The organism is Pedobacter sp. D749 (genome assembly GCF_019317285.1).
Classification (GTDB): Bacteria; Bacteroidota; Bacteroidia; order Sphingobacteriales; family Sphingobacteriaceae; genus Pedobacter.
On sequence record NZ_CP079218.1, the window covers coordinates 887,073 to 906,571 of the forward strand.

The following is a 19,499-nucleotide window of genomic DNA, read 5'->3' on the forward strand; positions in this document are numbered from 1 at the left end:
AATCTATACAAATAAATTTTTAATTAAGTTTATTTGGATTTGATCTAAATAAATGATTGCTTTGCGCAAAAAAATAATAACCCTTAATAAAACCAAATAAATAAAAATGAAAAATCTATACTTAATTGCAATCTTAATCTGTGGATTTATCTTTAGCGGTAAAGCACAAACGGTTACCGGAAAGGTAATTGGAGAAACTGCACCGCTTGCGGGAGCAAATATTAAAGTTGAAGGCAAAGATGCCTCGGCTACAACAGGTGCCGACGGTAGTTTCGAACTGAAATTAACCGAAGGATCTTACAAATTACAGGTAAGTTATGTAGGTTATACCACCATATTACAAAAAGTGAGTTTGGCTAAAAATCAAACAGTTAACTTAACCCTTAACTTAAGTCCTACATCAAACATGCAGGAAGTAGTCGTGGTATCGTCACGTAAACCGACCAGAATCAGCGAAATACCGGGTACTGTTTGGGTAGTAGATGGCGCTAAAATCCAGGAACAGGCCAGAGCCGGAATCCCACTTAAACAAGCTTTGGCGCAATTGATTCCGAGTTTGGATGCAGGTCCAGAAGGGCGTACTAACTACGGACAGAACCAACGCGGCAGAGATGCATTGGTGATGATTGATGGGGTATCGTTAAACAGTACCCGTGGCGTAAGTCGCCAGTTCGAATCAATAGATCCTTTCAATATCGAAAGAATTGAGGTTTTATCCGGAGCAAGTGCGGTTTATGGCGGTGGTGCAACAGGGGGTATCATCAATATCATTACCAAGAAAGGACAGGATAGTCAGCCAAGTTTTACTACAGAGCTTGGTGTTCGCAGTGGTCTGAAAGAAAAAAGCGATCACGATGTACGTGTGGCACAAGCTATTTCTGGCGGGAGCAAGGATTGGAATGGGCGCATTGGTATGGCTTTCCAAAAAAACAATGCAGCCTATGGCGCCGATGGAAAGCAGATTTTTACCGACATTACGCAAACCGATTTACAGTATAACCAATCGTTTGATCTTTTCGGGAGTACCGAATTTAAATTAACTGATTACCAAAAGTTATCGGTGAATGCCCAATATTACAATTCAGGTTACCGTGGTGATAAAGATCTGTTTTTAGGAGCCAATTATGCAGGACTGAGAACAACACCAGCCCTTTTGGAAATGAGAAATGGCTACTCATCAGACGTTGATCCAAAAACAAGCAGGGCGAATATCAATGCCAATTATCAGGCAAGCGACATTTTAGGAGGACAAACGCTTTACATACAGGCAGCTGCTAGAAATGAGCAGTTCAGCTTTCACCCATTTCCAGGACAAGCGTTAATACCTGGCGCACTTTATAGCGGTTCATCTATCCAAAATACTAATTATAGTGCTTTAAAACTGGTATTGAATAAAGATTGGAACAGACTGAATCTTACTTACGGTATTGATGCGGATAACGAGAATTTTAACGCACAGCAGGCTTTGTTTGATAGAGCAAAAGCCTTCGCATCTGGTGGTTTAAACAATACTACCGTGGCTACTATTACACGTTACCCAAACTTTAGGGTAAATGGTTTATCTGGTTTTTTACAGGCGCAGGTTAAAGTAACCGACTTCTTAAGCCTTTCGGGAGGTGTGCGTCAGCAACGTATGTTTGTTAAAGTTGGCGATTTTGTAGGCACCACTGCTTCTGTGCCTTTGGCTTATGGTTTTGGCAGAACTGCTACGGCCATTGCTGGTGGTGAAAACCATTACGATGTAAACTTATTAAATGGAGGTTTAGTATTTAAAATTAATACTGCTCAACAGGCATGGGTTAATTTCTCGCAAGGTTTTAACTTAGCAGATCCGGCTAAATATTACGGACAGGGTACTTATACCTTAGTAGGTACCAACTATAATTTAGGCAACTCAATTAATGTTGGAAGTTCTCCTTTAACAGGTATCAAAACAGAACAGTACGAAGCAGGTTACCGTTACCGCACAGGTGTATTTAATGCACAGGTAGCTGGTTTTTATGCCTTATCTGATAAAAACGTAAAAACCAATAGTACATTCAATATTGAAGTTTTCGATGAAAATGTTAGAAATTTAGGTGTTGAAGGTTCATTATCATTAAACCTGAAAAATGGTTTTGAAGTTGGCGTAAACGGTTTGTACATCAAAACACAAAAACAAAATGCTGATGGTACCTGGTCATTACAGGATGTAACTGTTGCAAGTCCATCAAAAATTGCAGGTTATCTGGGTTATAACGGAAAAGTTTTTGGTATAAAAGCCCAGGCTTTCCACTCATTTGATTCGAAAGGTTATGCTACAGTTGGTAATGTTGTGGTGCAAAATGAGTTAAAAGGCTTCACTACCGTTGATTTATTGGGATCTGTAAAGTTATTTACCGGAAGTTTATCATTCGGTGTGCAAAACCTGTTGAACAAAAATTATCAGACCATTTGGAGTCAACGTTCGGTATTTTTATACCAGGCTTTGGCTAAACCGGAAACATTTTATTATGCTGGCCGCGGCCGTACGTATAATTTAACGTATACGCTTAATTATTAGATTCGATTTTTTTCGGTCGTCATCTCGACTGGAGCGCAGCGAAATGGAGAGATCTATCTAGGCAGATTTCTCGGCTTCGTTGCACTTCGCTCGAAATGACGACCTTTTTTAAGGAAATCGTCAGCGATGAGGATTATCTTATTTCCGCTTCAGCTCAATCACTGTGATTTCCGGCCAGATCCCAATCCGCCCTGAAAAGCCCAGAAAACCGAAGCCTCTATTTACATTCAAATATCTTTCATTTTCGGTTTTGATGCCCGCCCAATGTTTATAACGGTATTTTACCGGGCTCCACTTAATGCCAAAAGCTTCGATACCGAACTGCATGCCGTGTGTATGTCCGGCCAATGACAGTTGGATTTTAGAAGGATAATTTTTTACCTGTGCATCCCAGTGTGAAGGATCATGTGATAACAGGATTTTAAAATCGTCGACATTTGTGTTTTGCAAAGCTTTGTTTAGGTCTCCACGCTCTCCAAAACCGACCCCCCAGTTTTCTATCCCGGCCAATATAATTTTCTCGCCGTTTTTATGTAATTCAATATGCTCATCCAGCAAAAGTTTAAAACCCAGTTCTTTATGATAAGCTTTCAATTGGTTCAAATTTTTGATTTTATCCGCTTCGCTTGGCCATTTAATGTAATCACCATAATCGTGGTTACCTAGAACAGAAAACTGTCCGAAAGGGGCTTTGATCTGCGAGAAATGACCGATGTAGGGCACAATTTCTGAAGAAGCATTATTTACCAAATCTCCGGTGAAAACAAACAGGTCGCTTTTTTGGGCATTAATCATGTCGATACCTTTTTGCACCGCTTTAGGGTTGGTAAAACTTCCGGCATGTATATCAGAAATTTGTGTTAAGGTAAAACCGTCAAAACTGGCAGGCAGATCATCGAAATACAAAGTATGTTTAATTACGCGGTAAGCATATTTTCCCTGGGTAATACCATAAGCAAATAAGGCAATGGTTAAACAGAACATCACAAAGGCAAAATCTACCCAGTAATTGCTACGGCCTAACAGGTGGAAACCTCCAGGCTGAAAATTAGTAGCCAGCGCGATTAATAAGCGGTAAACATCGCCTAGCAGCAGAAAAAAAGCAAAGACAATTTCTGCAGCAAAAATGATCAAAAATGCGTGACTGACAATCTGGAAAAACTTATTGATGCCCTGAATCCGCATCTGCTGAATGGCGAAAAATAAGGCGAAAGTTAAACCTATAATAAATACCCAAAAAATTGGACTCAGTAAACTTGATTGATTGATGGTGCCCAGGCCAGATAATACGTACGCATTTAAGGCAAAAAATATAATTGCAACTATTAGGAGTGGCAATAGATTGAGTTTTCTTTTCATTATTAAAAATCTGTAAATCAGAATAGAGGGTAAAAATAGAATTTAAACACCTATAATTACCTACTGTTACGGTTGGCGGTTATTTTTACGTTCGTTTGATTAAAGCAATTTCTGTTATTATGCGTTATATTTATAAATATCATAGCATGTTGAATCAAAATCAACTTCCTATTGCATATTTTATAATTTACTTTCTTTTATTAGCTTTGTGCGAATATGCTGTCCAAAAAAACAAAATATGCCATTAAAGCGCTTGTTGCGCTTGGTAAAAATTTAGATAAACCACCAATGCAGATTTCGAAGATTGCAGAGGAGGAGCATATTCCGAAAAAATTCTTAGAACAAATTCTGCTCGATCTGCGTAATGCTGGCTTTTTATACAGCAAAAAAGGTGCAGGCGGCGGTTATAGCCTAAATAAAAAACCCGAAGAGATTTTATTGGTACATGTAATGCGTGTAACCGATGGTCCTATCGCTATGGTTCCATGCGCAAGTTTAAACTTTTACCACAAATGTGATGAATGTGTAGATGAGAAAACCTGTGGTATCAGAAGTGCCTTTATTGATGTAAGGGATGCTACGCTTAAGGTTTTAACCGAAACGAGCATTGCAGATGTAATCGGGCGTGAGGATAACCTTAAGATCGGTATCGTTAATTTATAAGTTTTTAACTTTCTGCTAACGATCCGTCACCCTAACCTGTAGCGGAAAGCTGCGACGTAAATTATTTCAGGGTTTTTTTGTTGTTATATCAAACTTGCGAGGTCTTAAACCAATAATGCTTTTAGAAAGCAGGTTTCTGTACGTTTCGGTTACGATAGTCCTGCTATCGCTGCAAGTCTTCGCTCGTGCCTCGCTGTGGGCTTTCCGCTATATCAGGTTTAATCGGCAAAGACTTCCGAAGTTTAAAAGGGATACAAGCTCAGGCCAACTTCGGAAGTCTGGTGCAGGTAAACGATAAAGCAGCGTTAGGGATAGTAAGGGTTCAGTGCCGATCCTTCATCGGTACCGGAGCGAAGCGCAGCCCTGAAAAGCCCGACCCTTGCGCCAGCTTGGGGAACGCCCAAATCAGTTAACAATTTTCAATTTGCAGTTTTCAGTTACTCTTGTTTAAGAATTTAATTTACAGATTTCTCCATTTCGCTGCGCTCCCAGTCGGAATGACGTTTTTTCTATGTAAATTTTTTCAAAATAAATTACTACTATTCCTATATACTTTATATATTTGACGTATGAACTTCATTTTTATACCTAACAAGTTAATTGCTATGCAAATGATGTATTGTTGTAAAACCCAATAACAGGAGCCTACAGATAATTTTAAGTATAAAATATGGAATGCTTCTCGGTGACTGAGAAGCATTTTTTGAATAAAGCTAACAACACATATGCAAAGTTTCAGAACAGAACTCGAAAATCCGATTGTCGAGCAGGACATCATCGATTTAGAGAATAAGATTAAAGCTTTCAGGGATGGAACCATTCACGACGAAAAGTTTAGGAGCCTCCGCTTGGCCCGTGGCGTTTACGGACAAAGACAACCTGGTGTACAAATGGTGCGTATTAAATTGCCTTTTGGTAAGGTGACTTTTAAACAGTTATTGCGCATTGCCGATATTGCGGATGAGTACGGAAGTGGCAATTTACACTTAACCACCCGTCAGGATATCCAGATTCATTACGTGAGTTTAGACCGTACACCAGAACTTTGGGCAAAATTAGAGCAGGATGATATTACGCTGCGCGAGGCCTGTGGAAACACGGTGCGTAATGTAACCGCTTCTCCAAATTCGGGCATCGATGCGGAAGAGCCTTTTGATGTTTCGCCTTATGCACAAGCAGTATTTGCTTACTTTTTGCGTAACCCGATTTGTCAGGAAATGGGCCGTAAGATTAAAATCTCCTTTTCTTCGAGCGATAGAGATACTGCGTTTAGCTACATTCACGATTTAGGTTTTATTCCAAAAATTAACGAAAATGGGGAACGTGGATTTAAGGTTTTATTTGCTGGTGGTTTAGGTGCACAACCTTTTTTGGCTAATGCCGTTCAAGAATTTTTACCTGAAGATCAGTTAATTCCTTTTACCGAATCTGTGCTTCGTGTATTTGATCGTTATGGCGAACGTACCAACCGTAACAAAGCACGTTTAAAATACCTGGTTCAAAAATTAGGTTTAGAAGAAGTTTTACGTTTGGTTGCCGAAGAGCGTATTGCCAATAAAGTAAAAACCTTTAAAATAGATATTAATACAATACCTCAGGCAACGTTACCTTTAGAACAAGAATATCCTGCGGTAGAAATATTAAATGAAGCCCATTACAAACATTGGTTAGCCACTAACGTAATTGAGCAAAAACAGGCTGGGTTTTATGGCGTGTATGTAAAAGTTCAGGTGGGCGATATCAAAACCGATAAAGCACGGGCTTTTGTTGATGCCATCAGGTTATATGTGGCTGATGAAATCAGGATTACCCAAAACCAGGGATTGCTGTTAAAGTTTGTACGCAAAGAAGCATTACCTTCACTATACTCGGCTTTAAATAAAATTGGTTTTACCACAGCTGGCTTTGATAGTTTAGCCGATATTACCACTTGCCCAGGAACCGATACCTGTAACCTAGGGATTTCCAATTCAATGACCTTAGCTGAAGTTTTGGAAGAGGTGATTTATACTGATTTTCCTGAGTTTATCTACGAGAAAAACATCAAGATTAAAATAAGCGGTTGTATGAACTCTTGCGGTCAGCATGGTTTGGCAGAGATTGGTTTCCACGGAAGTTCAGTAAAAGCTGAAGGAAAAGTGGTTCCGGCTGTACAGGTAATGCTGGGTGGTGGAACCGTAGGTAACGGAGTAGGCAGAGTAGCAGAACGAGTAATTAAGGTACCATCAAAAAGGGCAACGAGTGTTTTACATTTCATTCTAAATGATTTTAAAGCCAATAACCTGGAGGATGAGAATTTTCATCAATATTACGATAGAAAAGGTAAAGACCATTTTTATCAGCTTTTAAAACCTTTGGCCGATTTAACCAACCTACAGACAGAAGAATTTGTAGACTGGGGACACGTAGAAGAGTTTGTAACGGCAATTGGTGTAGGCGAATGTGCTGGTGTAGTGATCGATTTAGTGGCTACTTTATTGTTAGAAGCTGACGAAAAATTTGATTGGGCAAAGCAAAACTTAGATAAAGCTTCTTATGCCGATGCTATTTATCATACCTATAGCACTTTTGTAAGTGCAGCAAAATCTTTATTGTTAGATAAAGGCGTAAACAGCAGTACGCAGGTTGGCGTAATCCGCGAATTTGATAACCATTATGTAGAAACCGGCGAATTTAATTTACCGACCAATTTCTCTGACCTGGTTTTACAGATCAATAAAAACGAACCAACAGCTGAGTTTGCACAAAAATATTTCGAAGAAGCCAATCAATTTTTAAATCAGATTAAGGAAAAAAGAGCGGTATTGGTGAAGTAATTGAAGGATAGAATTAGAGAATGATTGAGTTAAAGAATGATGATAAACACTTGCTATTAAACATTCACTCATTCAAAATTCAATAATTCCAAATTAAATATAAAGATGAGCGATCAGAAATTAAATATAGAATCAAAAATAACCCTTTTAGGCGCAGGTCCTGGCGATCCTGATTTGTTAACGTTGAAAGGTGTAAAAGCATTACAAACTGCAGATGTGGTATTATATGATGCCTTAACAAACGAAGCTTTATTGGAGCATGCTCCGGCAGAAGCCATTAAAGTTTATGTAGGAAAACGTTCAGGTGAGCATTCTTATCCTCAGGATACCATCAATAAATTAATGATCGATTATGCCTTAAACTATGGTCACGTAGTACGTTTAAAAGGTGGCGATCCATTTGTTTTTGGCAGGGGATATGAGGAGCTGGATTATGCCGCATCGTACAGCATTCCGGTAAGTGTAATTCCGGGTATTTCGAGTTCTATTGGTGTACCTGGTTTGCAGCAGATTCCGGTCACGCACCGAGGCATGAGCGAAAGCTTTTGGGTAATCACTGGTACTACCACTTCTGGCGAAGTTTCAGCAGATATTTACCAGGCAGCACAGTCAAAAGCCACGGTATTGGTACTGATGGGGCTTAAAAAACTGTCAAAAATTGTAGAGATTTTTAAAGCGGCTGGCAAGCATCATTTACCAACTGCAGTGGTGCAGAATGGATCGGCAAAAGATGAAAAATTAGTAGTGGGCGTGGTAGAAACCATTGAAAGTTTAGTGCAGCAAGAAAATATTAAAGCTCCTGCTTTATTAATTTTTGGAGAAGTTGTATCATTACATCCATCATTTAAGAAATTAATTAAACAATATGCAAGTATTGCCTAACCAACCTGATAATGCAGCGTCTTTTTCGGAAGAAGAAAAAGGTAACCAGCTCTTTCCGGTTTTTGTAAAGCTGAACAAGCTGCGTACATTATTAATTGGTGCAGGAAATATTGGGTTAGAGAAATTAACCGCGATTGTAAATAACAGCCATAGTGCTACCATTACTATTGTGGCAGAGCTTGTATCTCCAGAAATTTATACGCTGATCGCAAATTATCCGCTCATAAAAATTAAGCAGAAAAGTTTTGACATAGACGACTTGAACGATATTGATATCGTTTTTGCGGCAACCAATAACAATATTTTAAATGAAGAGATCAGAAAGGTTACGCATGAGCGTGGTTTGTTGATCAATGTGGCAGATAAGCCAGAACTATGCGATTTCTACCTGGGATCAATCGTTCAAAAAGGCGATTTGAAGATTGCCATTTCTACAAATGGAAAATCGCCAACCATAGCAAAACGTTTAAAACAGATTTTAAATGAGGGTTTACCAGCAGAACTGGACGAAACCTTACAGAATATGAGTGCCTTGCGCCAAACCTTAAACGGCGATTTTTCAGCAAAGGTTAAAAAACTGAATAAGGTTACCAAAAGTTTAATTAATCCTAGAAAAAGTTTTGCCGAGCGGAACATTAAATGGTTAATCTGGATGGCATCAGTTTTACTGATTGGAGCAATTGGTTTTTCTTTATGGAATACCGAGCCAGAATTTCAGACTTTCCTAATCAATATCGATCCTTTATTCTATTGGTTTTTAGGCGCCGGATTTTTATTTGCATTAATTGATGGCGCAATCGGTATGTCGTACGGGGTTACTACTGCCTCATTTTCGCTGGCCATGGGTTTACCTCCTGCATCAGCAAGTATGGCGATCCATATTTCTGAGGTAATGAGCAATGGAATTGCAGGCTGGATGCATTACAGAATGGGGAATGTCAACTGGAAACTATTCAAAATTTTAATTATTCCAGCCATAATTGGGGCGGTTTTAGGTGCCTACATCTTGTCGTCACTCGAGCATTACAGCGCTTATGTGAAGCCTATTGTAGCGGTTTACACCTTGTTTTTAGGCGGAGTTATTTTAATGAAAGCCTTTAATATCAAGCGTAAAAAAGCCGATCAAAAAATTAAAAAAATTGGTTTATTGGGTTTTGTTGGTGGTTTTATAGATGCAGCCTTTGGCGGTGGCTGGGGCTCGATCGTATTATCAAGCTTAATTGCAGGCGGCCGGCACCCCTTATTTTCTTTGGGAACAGTAAAAATCAGCCGCTTTTTTATTGCCACTTTAAGTTCCCTTACTTTTTTCACCATGTTGGGTGGCAAACACTGGGAAGCCGTTTTAGGCTTAATTATTGGTAGTGCAATCGCATCGCCGATTGCTGCAAAAGTATCCAACAGAATTTCGGCTAAAACCATTATGGTTGCAGTGGGGATTATTGTGATGATTGTGAGCTTGCGCAGTGTGATTATGTTTATTTTAAAATTAATTTAGTGATGGAGAACCTAGAGGAGATAAAGGCAGCACTGGCAGGTTTAAGTACAGTAGATAAATTGAAATTTTTGGCAGATCAATATGCCGGCCGTATTATTTTTTCGACTAGTTTTGGTTGGGAAGACCAGGCGATTACCCATTTAATTTTTGCCAATAATATTCCAATTAAGGTTTTTACTTTAGAAACCGGACGTTTGTTTCCAGAAACCTATTACGTTTGGAACCGCACCTTGGAAATTTACAACAAACCCATTCATGCCTATTATCCTCAAAACGAATTGTTGCAGGATATGGTCAATACAAAAGGTCCCAGCAGCTTTTATGAGTCGGTAGAAAATAGAAAAGAATGCTGTTACATCCGTAAAATCGAACCTTTAAAAAGAGCATTAAAAGGTAATGAGATATGGGTAACAGGCATCAGGGCCGATCAGAGTGCCAACCGTGAGGATATGCACGATTTAGAATGGGATAAAGGGAACCAGTTGATTAAATTTCACCCTATTTTCGATTGGACTTTAGATGATGTGAAAGCATACATTAAAGAAAACAATATTGTATACAATACGCTGCATGATAAGGGTTTTCCGAGCATAGGTTGCGCGCCATGTACAAGAGCAGTACAGCCAGGCGAAGATTTTAGGGCCGGAAGATGGTGGTGGGAAGATCAGAGCAAAAAAGAATGCGGTTTACACGCAGCTTCTTGAGGGAAGAAGTAAGATGGGAGATGGAAAATGGGGTTCAAACCTCCCAGCAATTTAACAACAACAACAACAAAGACAACATTTGATAATGAGTACATATAATTTTGATTATTTAGATGAACTGGAGGCAGAGGCGATTCACATTTTACGTGAAGTAGCAGGTCAGTTTGAAAAACCGGCCCTGTTATTTTCGGGTGGAAAGGATTCAATTACTTTAGTTCGTTTGGCAGAAAAAGCTTTCCGTCCGGGAAAATTTCCTTTTCCTTTAGTACATATTGATACAGGCCATAATTTTGAAGAAACCATCACTTACCGCGATCAGATGGTAGAGCGAATTGGTGAAAGATTAATCATCGGTTCTGTGCAGGAATCAATAGATCAGGGTAAAGTTGTAGAGCAGACCGGTAAAAATGCCAGTAGAAATGCTTTGCAAACCGTCACCTTGCTTGATACCATTGCAAAACACCAGTTCGACGCCTGCATTGGCGGTGCGCGTAGGGATGAAGAAAAAGCAAGGGCTAAAGAACGAATTTTTTCTGTTCGTGATGAATTTGGCCAATGGGATCCAAAACGCCAACGTCCTGAACTTTGGAACATCTATAATGGTAAAATTCACAAAGGAGAAAATATCCGTGTATTTCCGATCAGTAACTGGACAGAATTAGATGTTTGGAATTATATCCGCAGAGAGAAAATAGATCTTCCAAGTATTTATTTCTCACACGAACGCGATTGTATCACTAGAAATGGACAATTGATGGCTGCTTCGCCGTTTTTAAACATGGATAGTGATGATATTGTAGAACGTAAACAAGTGCGTTTCCGTACAGTGGGCGATATGTCGTGTACTGCTGCGGTAGAATCGGATGCTACTTTAATCGATGACATTATTTCTGAAATCAGTGCTTCTAAAATTTCAGAGCGTGGTGCCCGTATGGATGATAAAGTTTCTGAAGCCGCAATGGAAGACAGGAAAAAGGGGGGATATTTTTAAATTGAGTATCGAGTAGCTAGTAGCGAGTATCAAGATTGGATGCAAACTAAAAAACTTAACCTTTAAATAAACTAAGTATGAGTATGGAATTGATAGACTGCAATATGTCTTGATACTTGATACTAATATCTTAATACTATAAGCATGAACATATTAAAATTTTTCACAGCAGGCAGCGTAGATGATGGTAAAAGTACCTTAATTGGCCGTTTGTTATACGATACAGATTCTATTTTAGCCGATCAGTTAGAAGCTTTACAGAGCTCGAACCGCAAAAATGACGATGGATCAATAGATTTAGCGATCTTAACCGATGGTTTAAGGGCAGAGCGCGAGCAAGGCATCACCATTGATGTAGCTTATAAATACTTTCAGACCGAAAAACGTAAATTTATTATTGCCGATACACCTGGGCATATTCAATATACCAGAAACATGGTCACAGGTGCTTCTACAGCCAACCTGGCGATCATCTTAATCGATGCCCGTAATGGTGTAGTTGAACAGACCATCCGCCACTCCTATATTGTTTCCTTACTGGGTATTAAACACGTAGTAGTTTGTATCAACAAAATGGATATGGTTGGCTATAACGAAACGGTTTATAGTGCAATTATAGAAAAGTACAAAGTTTTGGCTCAGCAATTAAAGATGTCCGATGTAACCTATATTCCGGTAAGTGCATTAAAAGGAGATAATGTGGTGCAGACATCTGAAAACATGGATTGGTATGAGGGCGAAAGTTTGCTGCATTTCTTAGAGAAAGTAGATACCGATAGCTTAGACAAATCGCAATTGGCCCGCATGCCTGTGCAATGGGTGGTTCGTCCGCAAACAGAAGAATTGCACGATTACCGCGGTTATGCCGGACGTGTATTGAGCGGAACCTTTAATTTAAATGATAAAGTTACGGTATTGCCAAGTGGTGCAAGTTCTACCGTAGAGAAAATCGATTTTTTTGATCAAACGCTTGATGCCGCGCACGCTGGCCAATCGGTTATCATTCACTTAAAAGATGACGTTGACATTAGCCGTGGTGATACCATTGTAAATGCATCGGCTTTGCCACAGGAAACAAAATTAATTGAGGCTGATCTTTGCTGGATGGATACCCGTGCGTTGGATACCTCGATAATGTACAACATTCAGCATAATAGCAAAATTACTAAATGTAAAATCAGCGAAATTCTGCATAAGGTAGATATTAACTCACTAGAGAAACATGCTGCAGAAGAATTTAAACTAAATGATATTGGCCGTGTGATTGTTAGAACCGCCGATGCTTTGGCATTTGACCTATACGACGATAACCGTGCAAATGGTTCTGCTATTTTGGTCGATACGCGTACTAACTTAACCGTTGGTGCTTTAATGTTCAGGGCAGCAGTTGAGTAAGATGGAAGAGGTAGAATGGAAAATGGATAAGGGAAAATGAAAATCGACGGGATCTTTATTTTATTCATTGATCCTACGATCCTGAAAATATCGATGTAGAGAACCACAACCAAATATAATAATGGAAGCTTTAGGGAAAAATCTAAAGTGAAAGCAATTTCGACGGGGCGCCAGATGGTAGCCCCGTTTTTCTTTATAAAATTTTAAATGTCAATTATATTTTTTATTTAATAAGTTTACTTATTATATTTGCACTTATTAAATTATTAATTATGATACAGAAAACATTTTCAGTTACAACTAAAGTAATCAGTAAAGAACAAATCTGGAAACTCATGTCGAATGTAGATGAGTGGAAAAATTGGGACAGTTCCGTAGAAAACTCAAAACTTAAAGGCAATTTCGAATCGGGTTCGGGCTTTTTATTTAAACCAAAAGGTGGACCAAATGTTAACATCAAACTTGTTGAAGTTAAGCCTGACGTTTATTTTAAAGATGAAACCATTTTTCCGCTGGCAAAAATGAATGGTGAGCATTGGTATGAAGAAACACCTGATGGTTTAAAGATTACCACCACAATGACCATGAGAGGCGCATTAGCTTTTTTATGGAATAAAATAGTGATGAAAGATATTGTAGCAAACCTGGAAAGCGATATTCATCAGCAGATTAAAAATGCCTCGAAAAATTAAAATGGAAAACAACGAAAGATATTGGATCGTGGTAGCTTCCAAAGACCATGTAAAAAGAGGTGTAAGCGGAGGTTTTATGCAGGCTAACCATGGTAAGCTACCCCCGCTAAAAAGATTAAAGCCCAATGATTGGGTAATTTTTTACTCTTCAAAACAATCAATGGGTGGAGAAGAAAAGTGCCAGGCTTTTACAGCAATAGGCCAGGTTAAGGTAGGCGAACCTTATCAGTTTGAGTATTCAGAAGATTTTAAACCCTTCAGAAGAAATATAAATTTTATGAATTGTAACGAAGTTTCGATATTGCCACTAATTCCGGAACTTCAGTTTATAGAAAATAAGAAATCGTGGGGTTATCCTTTCCGTTTTGGATTTTTTGAAATAAAGAAAGCGGATTTCGAATTGATTAATAAAGAAATGTTAAGAAAAGATGCCGGATAAAAGTTTTAGTGTTAAAAGTGCCGATGATAGTTCGGGCTTTTTGTTATGGCAGGTAACGGCCTTATGGCAGCGGGGAATAAAAAAAGCGCTGGAGGTACATAACCTAACCCATTCTCAGTTTGTTTTATTGGCAAGTTTGCTGTGGTTATCTGGCGAGAAAGAAAATGTTACGCAGATAGATTTATCTGCGCATAGTAAAATCGACCCAATGACAACCTCTACTGTGCTCCGTACCTTACAGAACAAGGGGTTTTTGGCGCGTAAAGAGCATAGTACAGATACAAGGGCAAAGATTGTTCAGCTTACCGATAATGGCGTTTCGGTAACAAGGCTTGCATTAAAAACGGTTGAAAAGTTCGATGTTGATTTTTTTTCGGTATTGAAAAGTAAGCGACTGGATTTTAATGCGCTTGTGATCGATCTTATTGCTGAAAATAAATAGTAGAACTTTGATTATGGAAATAATTAAAACCTTTCATCTTCTTCATATATTGTATAATACAACCCAATTACAAACCACATGAAAAGAAATCTTTTATACCTCGTTTTTGCTACTGTTCCATTTGTTTTTGCCTGTAACCAATCAGAAAAGAAGACTGATACCGCAAAAAAGGATTCCGTGATCAATCAAACCTGTTATGCGGCTTTCTTCGAAAAAGACAGCGCAGCCATGATTGTGAAAACCATGGCATCTGGTAAGGTGACAGGATCCTTATTGGTAAAATATGCTGATAAACCTGAAAATAATGGTAAAATCGACGGTAAGTTTAATGGTGATACCTTATTGGTTGATTATCGCTTTAATACCGGTAAAGATTCCACCAAAGCTTTTACCAATCCATTGGCATTTTTAAAGAAAGATGGTAAACTCATTATGGGCGTTGCGCAGATTGAAACTACGCTGGGCAGGTCATATTTCGTTAAAGGCAAACCCATTAATTACGAAGCTGGCAAGTTTACTTTTGCCGAAGTGAACTGTAAATAAACTCCCGATTTGTCATCATGCGGTATCGTCATTTCGAGCGGAGTGCAACGCAGTCGAGAACCACGGAGTGCTCAGCGAAGCTAAATCTGTCTCATAGATCTCTCCGTTCCGCTATGCTTCAGTCGAGATGACGTTAATAAAATTATTTTAAAATAAATTACCTACAATTCCCATAGACTTTATATATTTGTGTAATTAAACAAACGTATAACGAGCATAAATTTTCTGTTATGATTTTGAATAAAGTAGAAAAAGCGAACATTGAACCCAAAATTACTTTAATAGGTGCTGGTCCTGGCGATCCGGATTTATTTAGTTTAAAAGGTGTTAAAGCATTAAAAACAGCTGATGTTGTTTTGTATGATGCAAATGTGAACGAAGCTTTATTGTGTCATGCGCCAGATGGTATTCCGAAAGTTTATGTGGGCAAACGTTCTGATGATGAATCTTTCTCTCAGGACGCAGTAAACAAGCTGATTATTGATTATGCTTTAAACTATGGGCATGTGGTACGTTTAAAAAGTGGCGATCCGTTTTTCTTTGCAAAAGGATATGAGGAAATAGATGCTGCAGAATCGTACAGCATCCCAACCGAGATTATTCCAGGTATTTCGAGTGCAACCGGCGCACCGAGTTTGCAAAAGATTCCGATGATTTATAAAGATCTTAGTGAAAGTTTTTGGGCAGTAACCGGAACAAATGCCAAAGGAGAAATTTCTGAGGATTTATTCATTGCGGCAAAAACCAAAGCAACAATCGTTGTTTTAAACGGAATTGAAAAAGTAAAGGAAATTGCAGCAATTTTCCAGGCAGAAAATAAAAATCAGTTGCCTGTAGCCGTCATCCAGAATGGATCTACCCCACAGGAAAAAATTGCGATTGGTATAGTAGATACCATTGCAGAAATTGTGGAAGATAAAAAAATTGATGCACCTGCACTATTGGTTTTTGGAGATGTGGTATCCTTACATCCTCAATTTCAACCCATCCGCGATTTTTACGAAATCATCGCCGAAGAATATTAGATATTTTAAACCAAAAAAATATATTTGTTTTGTTGTTAAACCGCTTATGGATTTAAGCGGTTTTTTTATTTATATATAATCAAAATCCAGATCATCTCATTCAAAAATGCCTCAGCGTGTATCTGAGACATCAGCGGGAAACCATATACGCAAATATTCTCCCGCAGATTAAGACGATTACCGCTGATCAATTTTTAAAGCAGCCCAATGTCATTAAGTTAAGCCTTCGGCTTAGGTACGCATAATTTAACCACAGATAAAAAGGATGCACACAGATATAAAAATCCTTGTTCATCTGTGTACATCTGTGGTTAAAACCTTAACTTAATGACATTGAGCGGAAGCACGGAGCGCAGAGAGGACTTGTAGCGTAAAGCATGGCTGCCGGTCGCCTTAAAAAACCGAGCATTCACTTTCTCATAAAAACCTCTGCGTTTATCTGCGAAATCAGCGGGAAACCATATACGCAAATATTCTCCCGCAAATTAAGACGATTACCGCTGATCAATTTAGGTTTGGATGTTTTAAAGCAGCCCCTTGTTTCTAAGCCTGATTGGAGCGGAAGCCCGAAACGAAGTGAGGACTTACAGCGGAAAGCAGGGCTGCATACTGCTACGAAGAACTGAACATTCACTTTCTCATAAAAAACTCTATGCATATAAAGTCGTCACCCTGAGTTCATTTCAGTATTTGTAATACAGCTATCGGATCGAGATAACGATTTTACCCTTAAATAATCAACTAAAAATATAATTTACATTATTTGCAAAGCTCAAAACAATTAGTAACTTACTTGGGTTATCTACACCAAATAGTTGATGGAAATTATACATATAAGCGCCGAGTGTTACCCTGTTGCAAAAGTTGGCGGTTTGGCTGATGTGGTAGGGGCTTTACCAAAATATCAGAATAAACTGGGCCATATTGCCAAAGTGGTTGTGCCTGCATACGATACCAAATTTATCCGTGAGAGCGAGTTCGAAGTAACTTATGATGCATGGGCAAATTACGGTAATCACCACTTTCAGTATCGCATTTTAAAAGAAAAAACCAATAAGTTAGGCTTTGATTTATACGTGATCCATATCCAGGGTTTAACAGACCGCCCGAATGTATATGGTTACAGCGATGATACGGAAAGGTTTGTTGCCTTTCAGATTGCCGCCCTCGATTGGATTGTACAATGGGAGCACCGTCCGGATATAATCCATTGTCACGACCACCATACCGGTTTAGTTCCGTTTATGGTTGCCAACTCCATAAAATATAAGCCGATTAGTGGCGTTCCAACGGTTTTGACCATTCATAATGCACAATACCAGGGTCAGTTTGGCTGGGATAAACTGTACTATTTACCAGCATTCGATTTATGGAAGGGTGGTTTACTGGGCTGGGACGATGCCATTAACCCTTTAGCTTCGGCCATTAAATGTGCATGGAAAGTAACCACGGTATCGCCAAGTTACCTGGATGAAATGATGAGTAATGCCCGTGGATTGGAAAGTTTGTTAAGGCAGGAGCGCTGGAAATCGGTAGGCATCTTAAATGGAATCGACAGCGAGGTTTGGAATCCTGAAACTGACCCGATGCTGAGCAAAGGTTACAATTTAAAAACAGTTGAATCAGGGAAATTGGCAAACAAAACAGCACTCTGTGATGTTTTTCAATTAGATCCTTCTAAGCCACTATTTACTTTTATTGGTAGATTAGTTGATGAAAAGGGAGCCGATTTATTGCCCGATATTTTTTATACAGCTTTACAACAGCATGGCGACAATATAAATATTCTGGTATTGGGATCAGGTGATGATTGGGTGGAAGGCCGGTTAAATCAATTGAAAGACATTTTTACAGGTAAATACAATGCTTATATTGGTTACAATGAGCAAGTTTCGCATGAGATGTATGCTGGTGCAGATTTTTTGATCATGCCATCGAGGGTAGAGCCTTGTGGTTTAAATCAGCTTTATGCATTAAGATATGGAACTGTTCCGATTGTGCGCCGGATAGGGGGATTGAAAGATACGGTAACAGATATAGGTGATAACGGTTTTGGGATTTGCCATGATCAGACCAGTATTTGGGATGTTACCCACGCCATTAACCGTGCTGTTGAATTGTATCATGATAAAAAAGCTTTTAAAGCCGTTAGAAAAACGATGATGAAGATAGACCATTCGTGGGATAACGCAGCATTAAATTATATAGAATTATACCAAATATTAAAATAAGCTTAAACATGACCGATAAAGTTTTAGGCGTTATCCTTGGCGGTGGCCAGGGCTCTAGATTATCGCCACTAACACAAACACGTTCTAAACCGGCAGTTCCAATTGCTGGTAAATACCGATTGGTAGATATTCCGATTTCAAATTGCTTAAATTCCGGTATTCACCGAATGTTTGTGTTAACCCAGTTTAATTCAGCATCGCTAAACAAACACATTAAAAACACCTATCACTTTAGCCATTTTAGTACGGCTTTTGTTGATATTTTGGCTGCTGAACAAACTGTACAAAACTCAGGTTGGTTCCAGGGTACAGCAGATGCCGTTCGTCAGTGTATGCATCACATTGTTTCGCACGAATTCGATTACATCTTAATTTTATCCGGTGATCAATTGTACCAGATGGATTTTAAAGATATGATCGAAAAACATATCGAAGCCAATGCTGAAGTTACTATTGCCACTATTCCGGTAACGGCAAAAGATGCAACAGATTTTGGTATTTTAAAGGCCGACGAGGAAAACATGATTACCTCTTTTATTGAGAAGCCTAAAACGGGTTTAGAGGACTGGGTTTCGGATACAGGACAAGAAATGCAGGGCGAAGGACGGAACTTCTTAGCTTCGATGGGTATTTATGTTTTCAACCGCGAGTACCTGATCAATATTTTAAATGAGAACGAAGAGGAAAAAGATTTCGGTAAAGAGATTTTGCCAAGAGCGATTTCTCAGAGCAGGGTTTTAAGCTATCAGTACGAAGGTTATTGGACTGATATTGGAAATATTTCATCTTTCTTTGAGGCCAATTTAGGACTGACAGATGAAATCCCTAAATTTAATATGTTCGATAGCAACCATGCTATTTTTACCAGGGCTAGGATGTTACCTCCATCAAAAATTTCGGGAACTACTTTAGATAAAACCATTATCGCAGAAGGCTGCATTGTTCAGGCCAGCAGGGTAGAGCATGCCGTTTTAGGGATCAGGTCGAGAATCGGAAAGGACACGGTAGTTACCAATGCTTATATTATGGGAAGCGATCGCTATCAAACGCTTGAAGAAATTCAGGAAGAAACCAATAAAGGGAATTCATTAATTGGTATCGGAGATCGCTGTCATATCAATAACGCTATTATTGATAAAAACTGTCGCATAGGAAACGATGTTAAAATTAATGGTGGCGACCATTTAGAAGACGGCGACTTTGAACTTTATGCTGTTAAAGACGGTATTGTTGTGATCAAGAAGGGTGCAGTAGTACCTAGTGGAACGGTGATTTAAGAT

16 protein-coding genes are annotated in these 19,499 nt (G+C 38.9%); 15 read left to right on the forward strand and 1 reads right to left on the reverse strand.

Annotated features, from left to right (window positions below):
* Nucleotides 1-106 precede the first annotated feature (106 nt).
* Nucleotides 107-2,542, forward strand: coding sequence for a TonB-dependent receptor (locus KYH19_RS03725; RefSeq protein ID WP_219077606.1), 2,436 nt, complete (start codon nucleotides 107-109; stop codon nucleotides 2,540-2,542).
* A 138-nt stretch (nucleotides 2,543-2,680) separates the two neighbouring features.
* On the opposite strand, the gene KYH19_RS03730 is transcribed toward KYH19_RS03725, so the two are convergent.
* Nucleotides 2,681-3,901 (reverse strand): metallophosphoesterase, encoded by a 1,221-nt coding sequence (locus tag KYH19_RS03730; RefSeq protein WP_165902698.1) that lies wholly within the window; start codon nucleotides 3,899-3,901, stop codon nucleotides 2,681-2,683.
* Between the two features lie 216 nt (nucleotides 3,902-4,117).
* Between KYH19_RS03730 and KYH19_RS03735 the strand changes: the two genes are divergently transcribed.
* The 14 genes from KYH19_RS03735 (at nucleotide 4,118) to KYH19_RS03800 (ending at nucleotide 19,496) form a co-directional block, all read left to right on the forward strand.
* Entirely contained in the window at nucleotides 4,118-4,564 is a 447-nt protein-coding gene (locus KYH19_RS03735; RefSeq protein ID WP_029275042.1) for an Rrf2 family transcriptional regulator, read from the forward strand.
* A 725-nt stretch (nucleotides 4,565-5,289) separates the two neighbouring features.
* Nucleotides 5,290-7,380 carry a HEPN domain-containing protein gene (locus KYH19_RS03740; RefSeq protein ID WP_219077607.1) on the forward strand — a complete coding sequence of 697 codons (2,091 nt, stop codon included), beginning with the start codon at nucleotides 5,290-5,292 and terminating at the stop codon, nucleotides 7,378-7,380.
* Between the two features lie 105 nt (nucleotides 7,381-7,485).
* A complete protein-coding gene (gene cobA, locus KYH19_RS03745; protein WP_132401214.1) occupies nucleotides 7,486-8,262 on the forward strand; it encodes a uroporphyrinogen-III C-methyltransferase in 777 nt (258 codons plus the stop codon).
* Nucleotides 8,246-9,757: a TSUP family transporter gene (locus tag KYH19_RS03750; protein ID WP_219077608.1), complete on the forward strand. Its 1,512-nt coding sequence runs from the start codon at nucleotides 8,246-8,248 to the stop codon at nucleotides 9,755-9,757. The genes cobA (KYH19_RS03745) and KYH19_RS03750 overlap by 17 nt, the downstream gene beginning before the upstream one ends.
* A 2-nt stretch (nucleotides 9,758-9,759) precedes the next feature.
* Nucleotides 9,760-10,461 (forward strand): phosphoadenylyl-sulfate reductase, encoded by a 702-nt coding sequence (locus KYH19_RS03755; protein WP_219077609.1) that lies wholly within the window; start codon nucleotides 9,760-9,762, stop codon nucleotides 10,459-10,461.
* Nucleotides 10,462-10,546: 85 nt separating this feature from the next.
* Nucleotides 10,547-11,452 carry a sulfate adenylyltransferase subunit CysD gene (gene cysD, locus KYH19_RS03760; RefSeq protein ID WP_219077610.1) on the forward strand — a complete coding sequence of 302 codons (906 nt, stop codon included), beginning with the start codon at nucleotides 10,547-10,549 and terminating at the stop codon, nucleotides 11,450-11,452.
* Nucleotides 11,453-11,596: 144 nt separating this feature from the next.
* Nucleotides 11,597-12,847, forward strand: coding sequence for a sulfate adenylyltransferase subunit 1 (locus tag KYH19_RS03765; protein WP_219077611.1), 1,251 nt, complete (start codon nucleotides 11,597-11,599; stop codon nucleotides 12,845-12,847).
* Nucleotides 12,848-13,119: 272 nt separating this feature from the next.
* The gene (locus KYH19_RS03770; RefSeq protein ID WP_219077612.1) at nucleotides 13,120-13,539 is read left to right on the forward strand and encodes an SRPBCC family protein; all 420 of its coding nucleotides are present in this window, start codon (nucleotides 13,120-13,122) and stop codon (nucleotides 13,537-13,539) included.
* Nucleotide 13,540: 1 nt separating this feature from the next.
* A complete protein-coding gene (locus tag KYH19_RS03775; protein WP_219077613.1) occupies nucleotides 13,541-13,978 on the forward strand; it encodes an EVE domain-containing protein in 438 nt (145 codons plus the stop codon).
* The gene (locus tag KYH19_RS03780) at nucleotides 13,968-14,420 is read left to right on the forward strand and encodes a MarR family winged helix-turn-helix transcriptional regulator (RefSeq protein ID WP_219077614.1); all 453 of its coding nucleotides are present in this window, start codon (nucleotides 13,968-13,970) and stop codon (nucleotides 14,418-14,420) included. Before KYH19_RS03775 ends, KYH19_RS03780 begins: the two co-directional genes overlap by 11 nt.
* A gap of 78 nt (nucleotides 14,421-14,498) precedes the next feature.
* Nucleotides 14,499-14,963 (forward strand): hypothetical protein, encoded by a 465-nt coding sequence (locus tag KYH19_RS03785; RefSeq protein ID WP_132401190.1) that lies wholly within the window; start codon nucleotides 14,499-14,501, stop codon nucleotides 14,961-14,963.
* A gap of 230 nt (nucleotides 14,964-15,193) precedes the next feature.
* Nucleotides 15,194-15,988 carry a uroporphyrinogen-III C-methyltransferase gene (gene cobA, locus KYH19_RS03790; protein ID WP_193422344.1) on the forward strand — a complete coding sequence of 265 codons (795 nt, stop codon included), beginning with the start codon at nucleotides 15,194-15,196 and terminating at the stop codon, nucleotides 15,986-15,988.
* 818 nt (nucleotides 15,989-16,806) lie between these two features.
* A complete protein-coding gene (locus tag KYH19_RS03795; protein WP_219077615.1) occupies nucleotides 16,807-18,219 on the forward strand; it encodes a glycogen synthase in 1,413 nt (470 codons plus the stop codon).
* 8 nt (nucleotides 18,220-18,227) lie between these two features.
* Nucleotides 18,228-19,496, forward strand: coding sequence for a glucose-1-phosphate adenylyltransferase (locus tag KYH19_RS03800; protein ID WP_219077616.1), 1,269 nt, complete (start codon nucleotides 18,228-18,230; stop codon nucleotides 19,494-19,496).
* The last annotated feature ends 3 nt before the right edge of the window (nucleotides 19,497-19,499 follow it).